A 16608-nucleotide genomic window follows, 5' to 3' on the forward strand; every position below is an offset into this window, starting at 1 on the left:
TTGGTGTCCGGGGATTTTGCCAAATCAGGAAGTCTTTTTCAGGATTTCCCTAGTGTTCATTACGCCACCATCGAGCGCAGAATCCCCACCTGGCTCAAGCAGGCTCCGCCAGAAACCCAGAGCGCGATGCGCAACTGGCATCAAGCCCCTGCCTGGCTGTCGACGGCAATCCAGCAACAACCGGAAGTCGCCAAGGCATGGCAGGAAGAGCACGCACGTCACCGCGAGCACCAGGTGCAGGTGCACAAGCTGTTCGAAAAGCTTCCAACCCTGGAAGCGTACGCCACCAAGACACTCACCGAAGCCATCAAGCAGCGATTCAGGCTTGACCTGGACGTGCGCAACACCTACCTCGTCGATGCCCGCCAGATCGAAACGACCAATGCCATCGACAGCCGCCAGGCCGTCGACCGGGCTACACGCTCGCTGCTGCACTGCGCCTTGCACAACTTCGACCAGGATGCCGCTGCCGAACATGGCATGGACGCGCCCGCCTCCCTGCTCAAGAGGTCGGTCATAGTCGATCACCGGCGCTTCATGGGCACCGTGCCGATCAACAATGCACTGGATATCGCCGCCGAAGATTTCGCCGACTTGTGTCGTACGCTGGATATCGGCGGCAAATACCATCAACAGGTACATGCCATCTACTATCCAGCGGCCACGCCGCCACTCGGCGCGGATGAAGCCGCACTGGCCGTTTATGAAACACTGGGGCGTGCAGAGGTATCGGCATTCCGGCAATCACTGCATTTCGCCCGCCTCAAGGGGGATATCAGCGAGGCGCTATATTCCGCCGCTCTTGCCACGCCACTTGACCAGGCGCCATCGCCCTCTTCGCCGGTGACGTTCAGCCTGCTCGACTTGTGGGAAGCCGAGCTGACCGGCGTTGTGCTCATCACCCTGCAAGCTGAAGAGCATCACGCAGTGGCGCTGTACATCCCCGAAGACAGCACCACGCCCCTCAAGGAATTCGCCAGCCAGGAAGCCATGAACGAAGAGTTGCGCGACAGGCTCCAGGCCGATATCGGCTACCTGGACAGGCACCTCGCCGACCGCGACAAGGCGCCGATAACCACCCGTCTGAAGGATCGGCTAATGCCCCTGGCCTGGAGTGCCCGCGGCCTGCATGAGCGTGTTCCGGATCCGCACGCCACCCTGTATCCGGTCAAAAAGCCTTTCAGCCACGCCTTCCAGGGCGTGATGACGTTCCAGAAGACCCAGCGTCATGAGAAGGATGTGCTGTTCCACGCCACGCCAACCGAAATCGTCGATCGGCGCACCGCCCAAGCCCACCGAGAGCTGATTGCCGGCCGTGTGCTCACGGCCTTGAACATCGCCGGCTTCTTCGTGCCAGGGCTTGGCGAGGCAATGCTTGCTGTTTGCCTGGCCCAGCTGGCCCATGAGGTGTATGAAGGGATCGACGCCTGGGAAAACGACGAACGTGATACTGCCTATGGCTATCTGGTCGATGTGATCGAAAACGTGGCCATCATGGCCGCCCTCAGCGCAGCAGCCAAAGCTTTGAGAGGCTTGCACGGCAGCGAAACCGGCACGTCGCTGGAAGGGCCGGAGATTGAAGAGCCAGAGGATGAGGAGCCAGGGATAACCCGTATTCCGGTAGAAACGCCTTCATTCATCGAAGAACTGGAAGACGTGGAAACATCCGATGGTCAGACGCGGTTGTGGAAACCCGACCTCACGCCCTACCGGAGTCACGAGACGCTGCCCCATGACCTGGTACCGGACGAACTGGGCCTACGGCATCACCAAGGCAAACGCTGGCTGGTACTGCAGGGCAATCAGTACATCGTCAGCCAAACGCCAACGACTGGCGAATATCGTTTGCAACACCCTGCAAGTCCTCGCCGTTACCAGCCGCCAGTGCGGCACAACGGTGCCGGAGCATGGTTGCACGTTACCGATAAGCCACTGAGTTGGTCGGGCATGACACTCCTGCGCCGCATCGGCCACTTGAGTGGGCACTTCGACGAGCCGACGCTGCAACGGATTATCGCCGTCAGCGGCGTACACGAAGACGAGCTGCGCCGCGCCCTGGCCGAAAGCCAGCGGCTGCCGGCCTTGCTGGAAGACACCCTGCAACGTTTCAAGCTGGACGAAACGGTCCGCCAGCTGGCGGACGAGAGCACTCGGCCCGCTGAGTTTGCCAGGGCCTACGCCGGCCTTTCGCGCGACCTGGCGCCGGGCGCCGAGGCCATCCAGAGGGCGTATCCGAAATTGCCGTCAGCAGTCGCCAATGAGCTGGCGCGCGAGGCCAGTGCCAACGAACTGCAGATACTCGACAACGGCAAGGTACCACTGCGCCTTGCCGAAGAGGCCCGCATCTACCAGCAACAAATTCGCCTTGCCCGCGCCTGCGAAGGGCTGTACCTGTCCAGCGTGCCGAACTGGGATAGCGACCTGTTGATCGTGCATACGCTCGAACGCTTGCCAGGCTGGCCTGCACAGACCAGGCTCCGGCTGCTCCAGCGCATGTCCTGGCCGACCCAGGATCATGCCATAGGCACACTGGACACCCGCCCATTCAAGACCATCACCCATGCCCAGGCAGGGTACATCGTCCACGACGAAAGCCTGCCCAGCGCGGCGGTCAAGGTGTATTCAAGCCTTTACGCTGCATTGTACGAGGCACTGCCAGCGGCCATGGCAAGCATGGACGTCGCCGATCAGCAAGCGCTGCAGCGCCTTGTACAGGAAAGCCCGTTGCTGCCTCGCCCGGCCTTGAGGGTGCTGCTGGGCATGCAGCCCGTACGCCCAGGCTACCGTTCTCCCATGCGCCTGGCTGATGGCCGCCTGGGCTACCCACTCAGTGGCGGCGGCCCGGCCACCCATGGCATCACCCGCCAGCAGCTGTTCGAAGCTATCGAAGCCACAGGGCTCGCCGAACGCACCGGCCGCTCGGCGGCTCAGGTTCTGCAGGCACTTGCCAGCCGCGGCCGTACGCAACTGCAGATATTCGAACATTTGCAGACACTACTGGAGCAGCGCAACGAGCTGCAAAGCAGCCTGGACGATTGGAGTGAAGCCATTTCGCCGGCAAGCGACCAAGCAGCACAGGACTACGACAGCCTGCGTGACTCGATCATGCAACACTGGTACGACACTGCGCTGGACGAGAGCACCGGGCCCACCACGGAACTGCGTATCGCCCGCGTCCCCCTTGCCGATGTGCCCCTCACCTTGCCCGCTTTTTTCAACGCACGCGTGCGCAGCCTGAGCCTGATCGACTTACCGTCAGGGTCCTTGGCGGGCTGGGCGCAAAACGAGCGCCTGCTGCAACGCCTGCTCAGGCAGATGCCGCAGATCGAGTCGCTGGAAATCAGCCGTCCGTTTGACCCCAGGGCAACGCCCTCGCCCTTCCTGTTCAGCGTGCCCACCATCACCGAGTGCCTGCCAGGCTTGCAACGACTGGTGCTCACCAACCAGAACATGGCGCTCTCCGAAAGCGACCTGAACCTGCTGTCAGGGCTTCGCCAATTGAGATACCTGGACCTGAGTGGTAACCGGCTGGCGCAGAGCAACAGGCCAAGTTTCCATGAGTTGACCCTGGACTACCTGGGCCTGGACCAGATGCAGCTGGCCCAATGGCCGATCGGGATTGGCAGCGACGCCCTGGCGCGCATTGCCCACCTGTCGTTGCGCCACAACAATCTCAGGTCTTTGCCCTCGTTCCTGCTTCATGAAGCGGACATGCTGACCACCCCACCGGTGATCTCGCTGGAAGGCAACAGCATCAATGAATCTCACCTGCAGCGATTGTTGCTGAACGAGCGCGTCGACACCTCGGGCATCACCACGGACCAGCCAGAGGCAATGTCCGAACAACTCGCACGCATTCGCGATGAGCGACGGCAGATGCGCGATGCGATCGATGGCTGGGCCCAGGCATCCAGTTCGAGCAACCCATTGACCCAGGCCGCACTGACGGACAGGCAACGTATCGCGTCAGCGATCGATCAATTCTGGGAACAACAGGAGCAGGGCCAGTCATACCTGCGCCTGCAACTCGAGGACGTGGCCATCGAGCATTTCCCCAGGCGGCTTCCAGCGTTCTTCGGCGCCCGCGTACACGCGCTCAGCCTGACGCGGTTGCGGGGCAGCGCCTCGCAGCTCGACGAACTACTCAGCCGGTTCCCTAACATCAGCCGGTTGACCATCGATGCACACCAGGCCGCCATGCCCTCGCTGGCATCTGCCCTGGCTCGCCTTCCCCAACTCACCTACCTGGAGTTTCGCAACATGGGGCTGGAGGTCGACCAGGCCATGATGGACATTTTCGCAGGGCTGCGAAACCTGACCTCGCTGGACCTGTCGGGCAACCGTGCAGGCAACATCGACCATGTGCCCGCATCGCTGGCCAGCAACCTGCAGTCACTCGCATTGACCAACATGAACCTCCAAGCCTGGCCCAGCTGGTGTGACAGTTTGCTGCCATTGGAACTTCTGGACCTGAGCTCGAACAACATCACCCAGTTGCCCGAGCACATCCTGACGAACCTGAACAATCCCATGCCAATCTCGTCGATCGCCTTGTTCGACAACCCGCTGCCTCCTGAAACCATCCTGCGGGTACGCAGCTTCTCGGACAGCCAGCACAGCTATTCCTTTGCCCTGGATATCCCCGACGACCTGATGTTCTTCGATACTTCCAGCGAAGGATCTCTCGACCACCTTCACTTCCCACTGCTGGGCGATGATACGCCCAGGCTGAAGGACTGGATGCTGGGTAGCGAAGCACAGAATGCCGCATTGCAGGACTGCTGGGAGCGGCTCGAAGGTAGTGATCTGTTGCGTCTGGTGGGCCGTTTGCACAATGCCGCCCCATACCTTGACCCAAATACGCAAGCCACCTTCTGCGAACGGGTGCGCTTGATGCTGGTGGTGGCTGCAAGCAACGAAACCGAACGCCCGATCATGGAGAGCATCGCCGCAGCGGCATTGCCAGACCCGGTAACCGGCTCGCAGACCTGCCATGACGGAGCGCTGCAGGAGTTCAACAATATTGAACTGTACCTGATGAGCCAACGCCTGTTGGTCGACGCCGGCGATTCCCTGCAAGCACTGCGTCGTCGGCTATTGCAGCTTTTCCGGATCGAACAGCTGGAGCTGCTGGCCAACCAACGGACTGGCCCGGGTGACCTGGTCTCGGTACGTCTGGCCTACCGCCGGGAACTGGCCAGGGAACTGGACCTGCCGATCGCCGATAGCATGCGTTTTCGAGGTGCTGCGAACCTGGCGCGGGACGAGCTATCCAGTGTGCTGGAAAAGGTTCGGAAAAGTGAACTGAGCGATGCACTGGTCGGATACATGCTGGCGAATACGGATTGGACCACGCGTCTGCGAGCCGAATTTGCCGACCGCTTCGCCGAAATAGAAGCACGTTTCCGCCTGCGGGTGCTTGAGCTGGCAAGCAAGGACCACTCGCTTCAGGACGAGTTGAACTTGCAGCAAGGCCTGCAAGATGACAAGGAGCAGGAAGAGAAGGAGCTACTGCGCGAACTTACCATCAAGCAGATCAACAACAACTGAGCAGTAGTGACTGGCGACGCGAACAACCTGCATCGCGTCGCCATTCTTACTGGCGAACTTCACCGCCCGTAATGCGCCTTGCCCCAGTCCAGCACTGCCTGCAGAAGCTGCTTCAACACCTCCTGTGTCGGCCGTGCCAGGTCTTCGCGGTAAGCGAACGGCTCGGCTTCTTCCATGTAAGTGCTCTGCGCCAGCTCCAGCTGCACCGCATGGATGTGGTTGGCCGGATCGCCGTAATGCCGGGTGATATGCCCGCCCTTGAAGCGGCCATTGAGCACGTGGCTGTAACCTTGGGCCTGGGCGCACACCTCTTTCAGCCGTTCGGCCAGGGCCGGGTCGCAGCTGGCGCCGTTGAAGGTACCCAGGTTGAAGTCCGGCAGCTTGCCGTCGAACAGGTGCGGGATCAGCGAACGGATCGAATGGGCGTCCCACAGCAGGGCGTAGCCGAACTGCTCGCGCAGCCGCGCCAGCTCGCGACGAATCGTGTCGTGGTAGGGGCGCCAGATCTGCTCCAGATACTGCTTGCGCTCCTCGCCTGTCGGCACCAGCCCGTCCTTGAACAATGGCTCGCCATCGAACAGCGTGGCCGGGTACAGGCCAGTGGTGGCACCGGCGTACAACGGCTTGTCGTCATCCGGCCGATTCAGGTCGATGACGAAGCGCGAATACTCCGCCGCCACCACGCTGGCGCCCATTTCACGGGCAAAGTCATACAGCCGTGGAATATGCCAGTCGGTGTCCGGCAGGCTGCGCGCCTGGTCGACCAGGCCGTCTCTTACCGCCGGCGACAGTTGCAGGCCGGCATGGGGCATGCTGATCAGCAGCGGCAGGCGCCCCTGGTGAAAACTCAGTACCTTGTCCATCGTGCCTCACTCAGTTGGAAATCTCGTGGCCCTTGCGCACCACGCGCTTGGGCAGGTCGCCGCCCAGCCAGTAGGCCAGGTCGGCGGGGCGTTCGATCTGCCAGGCGACGAAGTCCGCGACCTTGCCCACTTCCAGCGAGCCGTGGCTGTCGCCCAGGCCCAACGCAGTGGCGGCGTGCACGGTGACACCGGCCAGGGCTTCTTCCGGGGTCATGCGGAAGCAGGTGCAGCCCATGTTCAGCATCAGCCGCAGCGACAACCCTGGCGAGGTGCCGGGGTTGAGGTCGCTGGCCAGGGCAATCTTCACGCCGTGGCGGCGCAAGGCGTCCATCGGCGGCAGCTGGGTTTCGCGCAGGAAGTAGAACGCGCCCGGCAGCAGCACGGCGACCGTGCCGGCTTTTGCCATGGCAATGGCGTCTTCCTCGGTCATGAATTCCAGATGGTCAGCCGAAAGCGCCTGGTAGCGCGCAGCCAGGCTGGAGCCGTGCAGCGACGACAACTGTTCGGCGTGCAGCTTGACCGGCAGGCCCAGCTCGCGCGCCTTGATGAACAGCCGCTCGACCTGGGCCGGGGAGAACGCCAGGTGTTCGCAGAAGGCATCCACTGCGTCCACCAGGCCTTCGGCGGCCAGGGCCGGCAGCATTTCATCGCAGATGTGCGCGATGTAGTCGTCAGCCCGGCCGACGTATTCCGGCGGCAAGGCATGGGCTGCCAGGCAGGTGGCGCGCACCGCCAGAGGCAACTCGTCGGCCAGGCGCCGGGCCACACGCAGCATCTTGCGCTCGTTGGCCAGGTCCAGGCCGTAGCCTGACTTGACCTCGATGGTGGTCACGCCATCGCGCATCAACGCCTGGACCCGCTGGCGAGCACTGGCGAACAGCTCGTCCTCGCTGGCCGCACGGGTGGCCCGCACGGTGCTGGCGATGCCACCGCCCTGTGCGGCGATTTCGGCATAGCTCACACCCTGCAGGCGCTGCTCGAACTCACCGCTGCGGTTGCCACCGAACACCGCGTGGGTGTGGCAGTCGATCAGCCCCGGGGTGACCCAGGCGCCGCCCAGGTCCACCGTACGCTCGGCATCGACCGACGCCAGCTCGACGCGTGGGCCGATCCACTCGATCAGCCCGGCGTTGGTGACGATGGCCGCGTCCTCGATGGCCGAGTAACGGCCCTCGGCCATGGTTGCCACATGGCAGTGCTGCCAGACGGTTCTCATACATTGACTCCTGTACTTAGCGGTGCAGCTCGGCCGGTTCCGCTACCGGTTTGCCCTGCCCTGCGCGCGGCTTGCACCACAGCAGGTAGGACGCCACCAGGAACACCACCCAGACCACGCCGACGAGCAGTGCCGCCTGGGTATCCGGGAAGTAACCGAGCACGCCAAAGATGAACACCATGAACGCAATGGCCATGGCCGGGCCGTAAGGCCAGAACGGTACCGGGAACTGTAGCTGGGCCACTTGTTCACGGCTCATGCTGCGGCGCATGGCCACTTGGGTGAGCAGGATCATCAGCCATACCCACACGGTGGCGAAGGTAGCGATCGAGGCGATCAGCAGGAACACGTTCTCCGGGATCAGGTAGTTGAGCAGCACGCCGATCAGCAGCGCAGCACCCATCACCACCACGGTCATCCACGGCACGCCGTGCTTCGACAGCTTGCTGAAGCCGCGCGGCGCGTGGCCTTGCTGGGCCAGGCCGTACATCATGCGGCCGGCGCCGAAGATGTCGCTGTTGATGGCCGAGATCGCGGCGGAAATCACCACGATGTTCAGCACTGCGGCGGCAGAGCCGATGCCCAGGTTACTGAAGATCTGCACGAACGGGCTGCCCTGGCTGCCGATTTGCGGCCATGGGAACAGGCACATCAGCACGAACAGGGTGAGCACGTAGAACAGCAGGATGCGCAGCGGCACGGCGTTGATCGCCTTGGGGATGACCCGCTGCGGGTCCTTGGCCTCACCGGCGGTGACGCCGATGATTTCGATACCGCCGAACGCGAACATCACCACGGCAAAGGAGGCGATCAGGCCACCCACGCCATTGGGCATGAAGCCGCCGTGGTCGAACAGGTTGCTGACACCCACGGCCTGCCCGGTGCCTACCTGGCTGAAGCCGAAGGCCATGATGCCGAGGCCGGCCAGGATCATCGCCACGATGGCGCCGACCTTGAGCAGCGACAGCCAGAATTCCATTTCGCCAAAGACCTTGACGTTGCACAGGTTGAGGCCGCCGATCAGGAAGACGATGCCCAGCACCCAGATCCAGCGGGCCACTTCCGGGAACCAGAAGCCCATGTAGATACCGAAGGCAGTGACGTCGGCGATGGCGACGATGACCATCTCGAAGGCGTAGGTCCAGCCGAGGATGAAGCCGGCCATGGGGCCGAGGTAGGTGCTGGCGTAGTGGCCGAACGAACCGGCGACCGGGTTGTGCACAGCCATTTCGCCGAGGGCGCGCATGACCATGAACACGGCGGCGCCGCCGATCAGGTAGGCCAGCAGCACAGCCGGGCCGGCCATCTGGATGGCCGAGGCGGAACCGTAGAACAGCCCGGTGCCGATGGCGGAACCGAGGGCCATGAAACGGATGTGGCGGGCACTTAGCCCGCGCTTTAGACCTTGAGCTTGTTGCATGTCACGTCCTTAAATTGTTTTTGTGGTCGTGAGATCGAGGGGGGCTGCCTTGCAGCCCAATCGCCGGCAAGCCAGCCCCCACAGAGATGGTGTGTCGCATCTCCATCTGTGGGAGCCGGCTTGCCGGCAATGAGCCGCACAGCGGCCCCTGGGGGCATTACAGGCTTGGCAGCACACCAGCCGGCAGCAGGCCGGTCAGGCGACCCTTGGCCAACAGTTCCACGGCCTTTTCGATGTCGGGCGCGAAGAAACGGTCACGGTCGTAGTGCGGCACTTCGCTGCGCAGCGCCTGGCGCGCCTGCTCCAGCTTGGCCGAGGTCTTCAGGCCCTTGCGCAGGTCCAGGCCCTGGCAGGCGCCCAGCCATTCGATGGCCAGCACGCCACGGGTGTTTTCGGCCATTTCCCACAGGCGCTTGCCGGCAGCCGGGGCCATCGACACGTGGTCTTCCTGGTTGGCCGAGGTCGGCAGGCTGTCGACGCTGTGCGGATGCGACAGGGCCTTGTTCTCGCTGGCCAGGGCAGCAGCGGTGACCTGGGCGATCATGAAGCCCGAGTTGACCCCGCCGTTTTCCACCAGGAACGGCGGCAGCTGGGACATGTGCTTGTCCATCATCAGCGAGATACGGCGCTCGCTGAGCGAACCGATTTCAGCGATGGCCAGGGCGATGTTGTCGGCGGCCATGGCCACCGGCTCGGCGTGGAAGTTACCGCCGGAAATCACGTCACCTTCGGCAGCGAACACCAGCGGGTTGTCCGACACGGCGTTGGCTTCGATGCCCAGTACCTCGGCGGCCTGGCGCAGCTGGGTCAGGCAGGCGCCCATGACCTGCGGCTGGCAGCGCAGCGAGTACGGGTCCTGAACCTTGTCGCAGTTCTTGTGCGACAGCGACACTTCGCTGGAGTCGCCCAGCAGGTCACGGAAGCAGGCAGCGGTGTCGATCTGGCCGCGCTGGCCACGCACTTCGTGGATGCGCGCATCGAACGGCGAGCGCGAGCCCAGTGCGGCTTCGACGCTCAGGCCGCCGCAGGCGATGGCAGCGGCGTACAGGTCTTCACCCTGGAACAGGCCACGCAGGGCATAGGCGGTGGACGCCTGGGTGCCGTTGAGCAGGGCCAGGCCCTCCTTGGCGGCCAGGGTCAGCGGCTCGAGGCCGGCCACGGCCAGGGCTTCGGTGGCTGGCAGCCACTGGCCCTTGTAGCGGGCCTTGCCTTCACCCAGCAGCACCAGCGACATGTGCGCCAGCGGGGCGAGGTCGCCGGAGGCGCCCACCGAACCCTTCAGCGGGATGTGCGGATAGACTTCGGCGTTGACCAGGGCAATCAGCGCGTCGATGACTTTGCGACGGATGCCGGAGAAACCACGGCTGAGGCTGTTGATCTTCAGCACCATGATCAGCCGCACCAGGGCGTCATCCAGCGGCGCGCCGACACCGGCGGCGTGGGACAGCACCAGCGAGCGCTGCAGGTTTTCCAGGTCGTGGCTGGCGATGCGGGTCGAGGCCAGCAGGCCGAAACCGGTGTTGATGCCGTAGGCGGTACGGTCTTCGGCAATGATCTGCTCGACGCAGGCAACGCTGGCGTCGATGGCCGGCGCGGCGCTGGCGTCCAGTTGCAGGCGCACGGGCGCGGCATGGATGGCGCGCAGCTGGGCCAGGGTCAGGGTGCCGGGCTTGAGGGTCAATTCGGTCACTTCACTACTCCAATCGCGTGGAGCCGCAGGCCCGTTTGTGAGTGCCTGCGTGCTCCTTCTTGTTGTTCAGTATCACCCCTCGTGGGGTGCGATCCAAAGCGTGGCGATCAGCCAGTGATCATCGGCAGGTCCAGGCCCTGCTCCTTGGCGCACTCGATGGCGATGTCGTATCCGGCATCGGCATGACGCATCACACCGGTCCCTGGGTCGTTGGTCAGCACGCGAGCGATACGCTCGGCGGCTTCGTCGGTACCGTCGCAGACGATGACCATGCCAGAGTGCTGGGAGAAGCCCATGCCCACGCCACCACCGTGGTGCAGCGAAACCCAGGTAGCACCGCCGGCGGTGTTCAGCAGGGCGTTGAGCAGCGGCCAGTCGGAGACAGCGTCGGAACCGTCGCGCATGGCTTCGGTTTCACGGTTGGGGCTGGACACCGAACCGGAGTCCAGGTGGTCACGGCCGATCACGATCGGTGCCGACAGCTCGCCGCTGCGTACCATTTCGTTGAACGCCAGGCCCAGCTTGGCGCGCAGGCCCAGGCCAACCCAGCAGATACGTGCCGGCAGGCCCTGGAAGCTGATGCGCTCGCGGGCCATGTCCAGCCAGCGGTGCAGGTGGGCGTCGTCGGGGATCAGTTCCTTGACCTTGGCGTCGGTCTTGTAGATGTCTTCGGCATCACCGGACAGCGCCGCCCAGCGGAACGGGCCGATGCCACGGCAGAACAGCGGGCGGATGTAGGCCGGCACGAAGCCCGGGAAGTCGAAGGCATTGGCCACGCCTTCTTCCTTGGCCATCTGGCGGATGTTGTTGCCATAGTCGAAGGTCGGAACACCCTGCTTCTGGAAATCGAGCATGGCTTGCACGTGCACGGCCATCGACTGCTTGGCGGCCTTGACCACTGCAGCCGGCTCGGTCTGCGCACGGTCGCGGTACTGTTCCCAGGTCCAGCCGGCTGGCAGGTAACCGTTCAGCGGGTCGTGGGCGCTGGTCTGGTCGGTGACCATGTCCGGGCGCACGCCACGCTTGACCAGCTCTGGCAGGATTTCAGCAGCGTTGCCGTGCAGGGCGATGGAGATGGCCTTGCCTTCGGCGGTGTACTTGGCAATGCGTGCCAAGGCGTCGTCGAGGTCAGTGGCCTGCTCGTCGACGTAGCGGGTTTCCAGACGGAAGTCGATGCGGCTCTGCTGGCATTCGATGTTCAGCGAGCAGGCACCGGCCAGGGTGGCGGCCAGTGGCTGGGCACCGCCCATGCCGCCCAGGCCGGCGGTCAGTACCCACTTGCCTTTCAGGCTGCCGCCGTAATGCTGGCGGCCGGCTTCGACGAAGGTTTCGTAGGTGCCTTGGACGATGCCCTGGCTGCCGATGTAGATCCAGCTGCCGGCGGTCATCTGGCCGTACATGGCCAGGCCCTTGGCGTCCAGTTCGTTGAAGTGTTCCCAGTTGGCCCAGTGCGGTACCAGGTTGGAGTTGGCGATCAGTACGCGCGGGGCGTTGCTGTGGGTCTTGAACACGCCGACCGGCTTGCCCGACTGCACCAGCAGGGTTTCGTCGTCTTCCAGGCGGGTCAGGGTCTCGACGATCTTGTCGTAGCACGCCCAGTTACGGGCAGCGCGGCCGATACCGCCGTACACCACCAGTTCTTTCGGGTTTTCCGCGACCTGTGGATCGAGGTTGTTCATCAGCATGCGCAGTGGCGCTTCGGTCAGCCAGCTTTTGGCAGTCAGCTTGTTGCCACGTGGGGCACGGATTTCAACGTCACGGTATTTGTTGTTGTCGGTCACGGGAAAGGTCCTCTGCGGTCGTCCGCGGGCGGGTATGTCGTGGTAGATATACAAACACACCTTTACTTGTATGTACAAGCATGGACAACCAAAATAATTGGACTTTTCCGCTGAGCGGCAAAAGAAATGGGGCCGCTGCGCGGCCCTTCGCGGGCTTGCCCGCTCCCACAGAGAGCTCCACTGCCTTCAAGGCGTGCGCTGTACCTGTGGGAGCGGGCAAGCCCGCGAAGGGCTGCGCAGCAGCCCCCGGCTATCTCAACGTGAAACGAGTTCGATCAGGCAGAACCGCCCCTGCACATCCAACCCCAGCAACTGGTCATTGCCCTCCAGCCGCAGGCAGTCATACAACCCCAACCGCTGCGTCTCGCGCCCGGCAATGCCAACCTCGACCTGGCTGCTGGCAGCGAACAGCAACACTGTCGACGCCGAACTGTACAAGCGGCTGGTGCCATCGAACCACTGCAACCGCGCCCGGTAGCGCTGCGGTGCGTAGATCAGGTTGAAATCGCGGATCGCCCCGCCCAGCAGCTTGCAGCTGACCTGACTCTCGCCACTGAAGGCGAAGGCATCGAACGGCAGCAACGGCCTGCTGGCCTGGCCGTCGACCAGCAGGCGCATGCCGTCACCCTGCAGCACGGTGATGATCCGCTGGTAGCCGGCGAAGGTGGAAAACCCGCCGGACTCCTCAATATCGGCAATCGACAAGCGCCAGCCAAAGCCGTCCAGGCCTTCGCCACTGTCGCGGGTAATCTCTTCGGTGAAACCGCCACCGTTCTTCCACGGCATGCGCGGGTAGCCCTGCGCACGCAACAACTGCAGCTGACTCATTTACTGAAACGTCCTTCCAGGCGGTGACGGGAACCGGGGTGGATCAGCCGCGCGGCGGTCACCGGCTGGCGGCCGGACCAGGTGCGACGGCGGATCAGCAGGCAGGGCTCGCCCCGCTCGATCTGCAACAGGCGGCATTCTTCCGGCTCGGCCAGGATTGCCTCTACCACGTGCTCACCCTCGGTCAGCGGCGCCACCTGCGACAGGTAGGCGTATGGCGTCTGCCGGGTGAAGTCCTGCTTGAGGTAGTCGGGGGCAATCGCCGCATTGACGTAGCGGTCCTCGATCTGCACCGGCACGCCGTTCTCGAAATGCACGATCAGCGAGTGGAACACTCGCTGGCCTTCGCGCATGTCCAGGGCCAGGGCCCGCTCGGAACCGGCCGTTTCCTCGGTGAGGGTAATCACCTGGCAGCTATGCTGGTGGCCACGCGCGGCAATTTCGTCGGCGATGTTGTTGACCTCGAACAACGCCGAACGTCCCTTGGGCTCGGCCACGAAGGTACCGACCCCTTGCATGCGCACCAGCAGGCCTTCTGCGGTGAGCTCGCGCAGGGCGCGGTTGATGGTCATGCGGCTGAAGCCCAGCTCGCTGACCAGTTCGCTCTCCGAGGGCACCCGGTGATGCGGTGGCCAGCTGCCGTTGTCGATCTGCTGGATGATCATCTGTTTGACCCGGGCGTAAAGCGGAGCCGGGCCCTCGCCCATCTGGGCAACCAGCGCGGAGACAGGAGGTGTCGGCACGGCGTTGGATCCTTGTGCAAATGGAATGAGCGGTAGCTTGCCGCAGTTTACCCGGCAGGCAAACGCCTGTATATGTATATACAAGTTAACAATAACAGGATTTTCACCGATGTCCGCCTACTTCGCCGAACGCGCCCTGCTACCCACGGGCTGGGCCAGCCATGTTCGCATCGAGGTCACCAGTGATGGCCATGTGGCCCGCATCGAACCAGGTGCCTCGGCCGAAGGCGCCGAGCGGCTGGCCGGCCCGCTGCTGCCCGGCATGCCCAACCTGCACTCGCATGCCTTCCAGCGCGCCATGGCAGGGCTGGCAGAAGTCGCCGGCAACCCCAACGACAGTTTCTGGACCTGGCGCGACCTGATGTATCGCCTGGTCGGCCAGATCAGTCCAGAGCAGCTGCAGGTCATCGCCCGCCAGCTGTACATCGAAATGCTCAAGGCCGGCTATACCTCGGTCGCCGAGTTCCACTACGTGCACCATGACCAGGCCGGCAGGGCCTACGCCGATCCGGCCGAACTGTCCCACCGCATCAGCGCGGCTGCAGCCGACAGCGGCATTGGCCTGACCTTGCTGCCGGTGCTTTACAGCCACGCAGGCTTCGGCGGCCAAGCCCCGAATGACGGGCAACGGCGCTTCATAAATTCCACTGAACAGTACCTGCAACTACAAGCGCAGCTGGCCCCGCTGCTGGCCGCGCAACCCGCGCAGCAACTGGGTCTGTGCTTCCATTCGCTGCGCGCGGTGACGCCCGGGCAGATCGCCGAAGTGCTGGCAGCCAGCGACAAACAGTGCCCGGTGCATATCCATATCGCCGAGCAGCAGAAGGAAGTCAACGACTGCCTGGCCTGGAGCGGCCTGCGCCCGTTGCAGTGGCTGTACGAGCATGTAGATGTGGACCCGCGCTGGTGCCTGGTGCACGCAACCCACGCAGAGCCGGATGAAGTCACCGCCATGGCCCGCAGCGGCGCGGTAGCCGGGCTTTGCCTGACCACCGAGGCCAACCTGGGCGACGGGATTTTCCCGGCAGTGGACTACCTGGCGCAGGGTGGGCGCATGGGCATTGGTTCGGACAGCCATGTGTCGCTGAGCGTTGTGGAGGAACTGCGCTGGCTGGAATACGGCCAGCGGCTGCGCGACCAGCGGCGTAACCGCCTGTATCGCGGCGACCAGCCGATGGTCGGGCGAGCGCTGTATGACGCTGCCCTGGCGGGCGGTGCGCAGGCGCTGGGGCAGGCGGTCGGGGAACTGGCCGTGGGCAAGCGCGCCGACTGGCTGGTGCTCGATGGGCAGGACCCTTACATCGCCATGGCCGATGGGGATGCGATTCTCAACCGCTGGCTGTTTGCTGGCGGCGATCGGCAGGTGCGGGATGTGATGGTGAATGGGCAGTGGGTGGTGCGCCAGGGGCGGCATGCGCAGGAAGAGCAAAGCGCGCTGGCGTTTGCCGAGGTACTGCGGCAGCTTTTGGGCTGATCTGCCGGCAGTTCTATCGCATTCGCGGGTAAACCCGCTCCCACAGGTGAGGCGCTGAACTCAGATACTGTGCAGTACCTGTGGGAGCGGGTTTACCCGCGAACACCGGCGAAGCCGGTGCCATAAATCGCGGTTGCGGGTAGGCCCACACCCACAACTACTCTGAACCTCAGTGCATCTTGACGATCTGCTGGTCAGACGCGCGCCAGATCAGCCGGCTGGTGTCATAACCCTGCTGCCGGGCCTTGGACATCAGGTTCTCGCGCTCCCAGGCTGGTAGCGTCGGCGTACGCGACAGCAGCCACAAGTGCTTGCGGTCCGGGCTGCCGACCACCGCCGTGCGATAGCGATCATCCACATACAGAATCCAGTACTCGCCCCTCGCCACCCCTGGCACCAGCTTGGTGAACCAGTTGTCGAACTCGACCCACAATTTGTCGGTGTGCCCTGGCTCCTGGATGTTCGCATGCCCTTCGGCGCGCAGCCATTCGTCACCCATGGTGCGGCAGCGGTTGAGCACGCCGAGGCTACCATCGAGTCTGAGGTTGTAGTGCGCTTCGGACTGCTCACAGCCGGTCTGGTAGCGCATTGGCAGGCGCGCCAGTTCGTACCACTTGCCCTGGTAGCGCTTGAGGTCGATGTTGCCCGCGGTCTTCGGCGCCAGCGGGTCGTGCACGGAGCCGGCACAACCGCCCAGCAGCAACGCCAGGCATACCCCCATCAGCAGATACACGCGCCTCATTTGAGACCCTGCCCTGAATACATGAGCACCTTGTCAGCCGCGTACTGCACACTGATGAAGCTCTTCTCGTCCCCCCAGGTGCAGCTGCTCATCCCCAGCGCGCCAGAGCACTCGGTCGGCGTGCCGAGCAGCTGCTCGACCTCGGCCTTGTTCATACCGGCCTTGATCTTGGAATAGTTTTCCTGGTTGATCTTGCTGCAGGCAGTCAGGACGACGCACAGCGACAACAGGGCGAGGGAACGCAACGACATGAAGGACACTCCTGGAGAGGGGATACAGGCGAGTGGCCTGCAGTGACCTT

Annotated in this window: 11 protein-coding genes; 2 read left to right on the forward strand and 9 right to left on the reverse strand. The window is 63.7% G+C overall.

All coding sequences use genetic code 11. The annotated features are described in order from the left end of the window. The first annotated feature begins 126 nt into the window (after positions 1-126). Entirely contained in the window at positions 127-5550 is a 5424-nt protein-coding gene (locus MJ643_RS05420; RefSeq protein ID WP_023663056.1) for a DUF6543 domain-containing protein, read from the forward strand. Between the two features lie 59 nt (positions 5551-5609). Here the strand turns inward: MJ643_RS05420 and hutG are convergent, their stop codons facing one another. The 7 genes from hutG to hutC all read right to left on the reverse strand — a co-directional run bounded on the left by hutG (position 5610) and on the right by hutC (position 14055). Further along, positions 5610-6413, reverse strand: a complete 804-nt coding sequence (gene hutG / locus MJ643_RS05425) for an N-formylglutamate deformylase (protein WP_013974557.1) — start codon at positions 6411-6413, stop codon at positions 5610-5612. A gap of 10 nt (positions 6414-6423) precedes the next feature. Next, a complete protein-coding gene (hutI, locus tag MJ643_RS05430; protein WP_013974558.1) occupies positions 6424-7629 on the reverse strand; it encodes an imidazolonepropionase in 1206 nt (401 codons plus the stop codon). Positions 7630-7645: 16 nt separating this feature from the next. Further along, a complete protein-coding gene (locus MJ643_RS05435) occupies positions 7646-9049 on the reverse strand; it encodes an amino acid permease (RefSeq protein ID WP_023663049.1) in 1404 nt (467 codons plus the stop codon). A 157-nt stretch (positions 9050-9206) separates the two neighbouring features. Beyond that, positions 9207-10739, reverse strand: coding sequence for a histidine ammonia-lyase (gene hutH / locus MJ643_RS05440; RefSeq protein ID WP_038410196.1), 1533 nt, complete (start codon positions 10737-10739; stop codon positions 9207-9209). A gap of 107 nt (positions 10740-10846) precedes the next feature. Next, positions 10847-12520 (reverse strand): urocanate hydratase, encoded by a 1674-nt coding sequence (hutU, locus tag MJ643_RS05445; RefSeq protein WP_013974561.1) that lies wholly within the window; start codon positions 12518-12520, stop codon positions 10847-10849. Between the two features lie 255 nt (positions 12521-12775). Beyond that, on the reverse strand, positions 12776-13348 hold the full coding sequence (locus MJ643_RS05450; protein ID WP_013974562.1) for a HutD family protein: 573 nt from the start codon (positions 13346-13348) through the stop codon (positions 12776-12778). Next, a complete protein-coding gene (gene hutC / locus MJ643_RS05455; RefSeq protein WP_013974563.1) occupies positions 13345-14055 on the reverse strand; it encodes a histidine utilization repressor in 711 nt (236 codons plus the stop codon). Before hutC ends, MJ643_RS05450 begins: the two co-directional genes overlap by 4 nt. A gap of 145 nt (positions 14056-14200) precedes the next feature. Here hutC and MJ643_RS05460 point away from each other — a divergent pair, with 145 nt between their 5' ends. Continuing rightward, positions 14201-15565, forward strand: coding sequence for a formimidoylglutamate deiminase (locus tag MJ643_RS05460; protein ID WP_013974564.1), 1365 nt, complete (start codon positions 14201-14203; stop codon positions 15563-15565). A 169-nt stretch (positions 15566-15734) separates the two neighbouring features. Here MJ643_RS05460 and MJ643_RS05465 read toward each other — a convergent pair whose 3' ends face one another. Further along, complete coding sequence (locus MJ643_RS05465) at positions 15735-16307, reverse strand: lipocalin family protein (protein WP_003259870.1); 573 nt, start codon at positions 16305-16307, stop codon at positions 15735-15737. Continuing rightward, positions 16304-16558, reverse strand: a complete 255-nt coding sequence (bamE, locus tag MJ643_RS05470; RefSeq protein WP_003249234.1) for an outer membrane protein assembly factor BamE — start codon at positions 16556-16558, stop codon at positions 16304-16306. The genes MJ643_RS05465 and bamE overlap by 4 nt, the downstream gene beginning before the upstream one ends. Between the last annotated feature and the right edge of the window lie 50 nt (positions 16559-16608).

The organism is Pseudomonas sp. PNPG3 (assembly GCF_023093815.1).
GTDB lineage: Bacteria > Pseudomonadota > Gammaproteobacteria > Pseudomonadales > Pseudomonadaceae > Aquipseudomonas > Aquipseudomonas asiatica.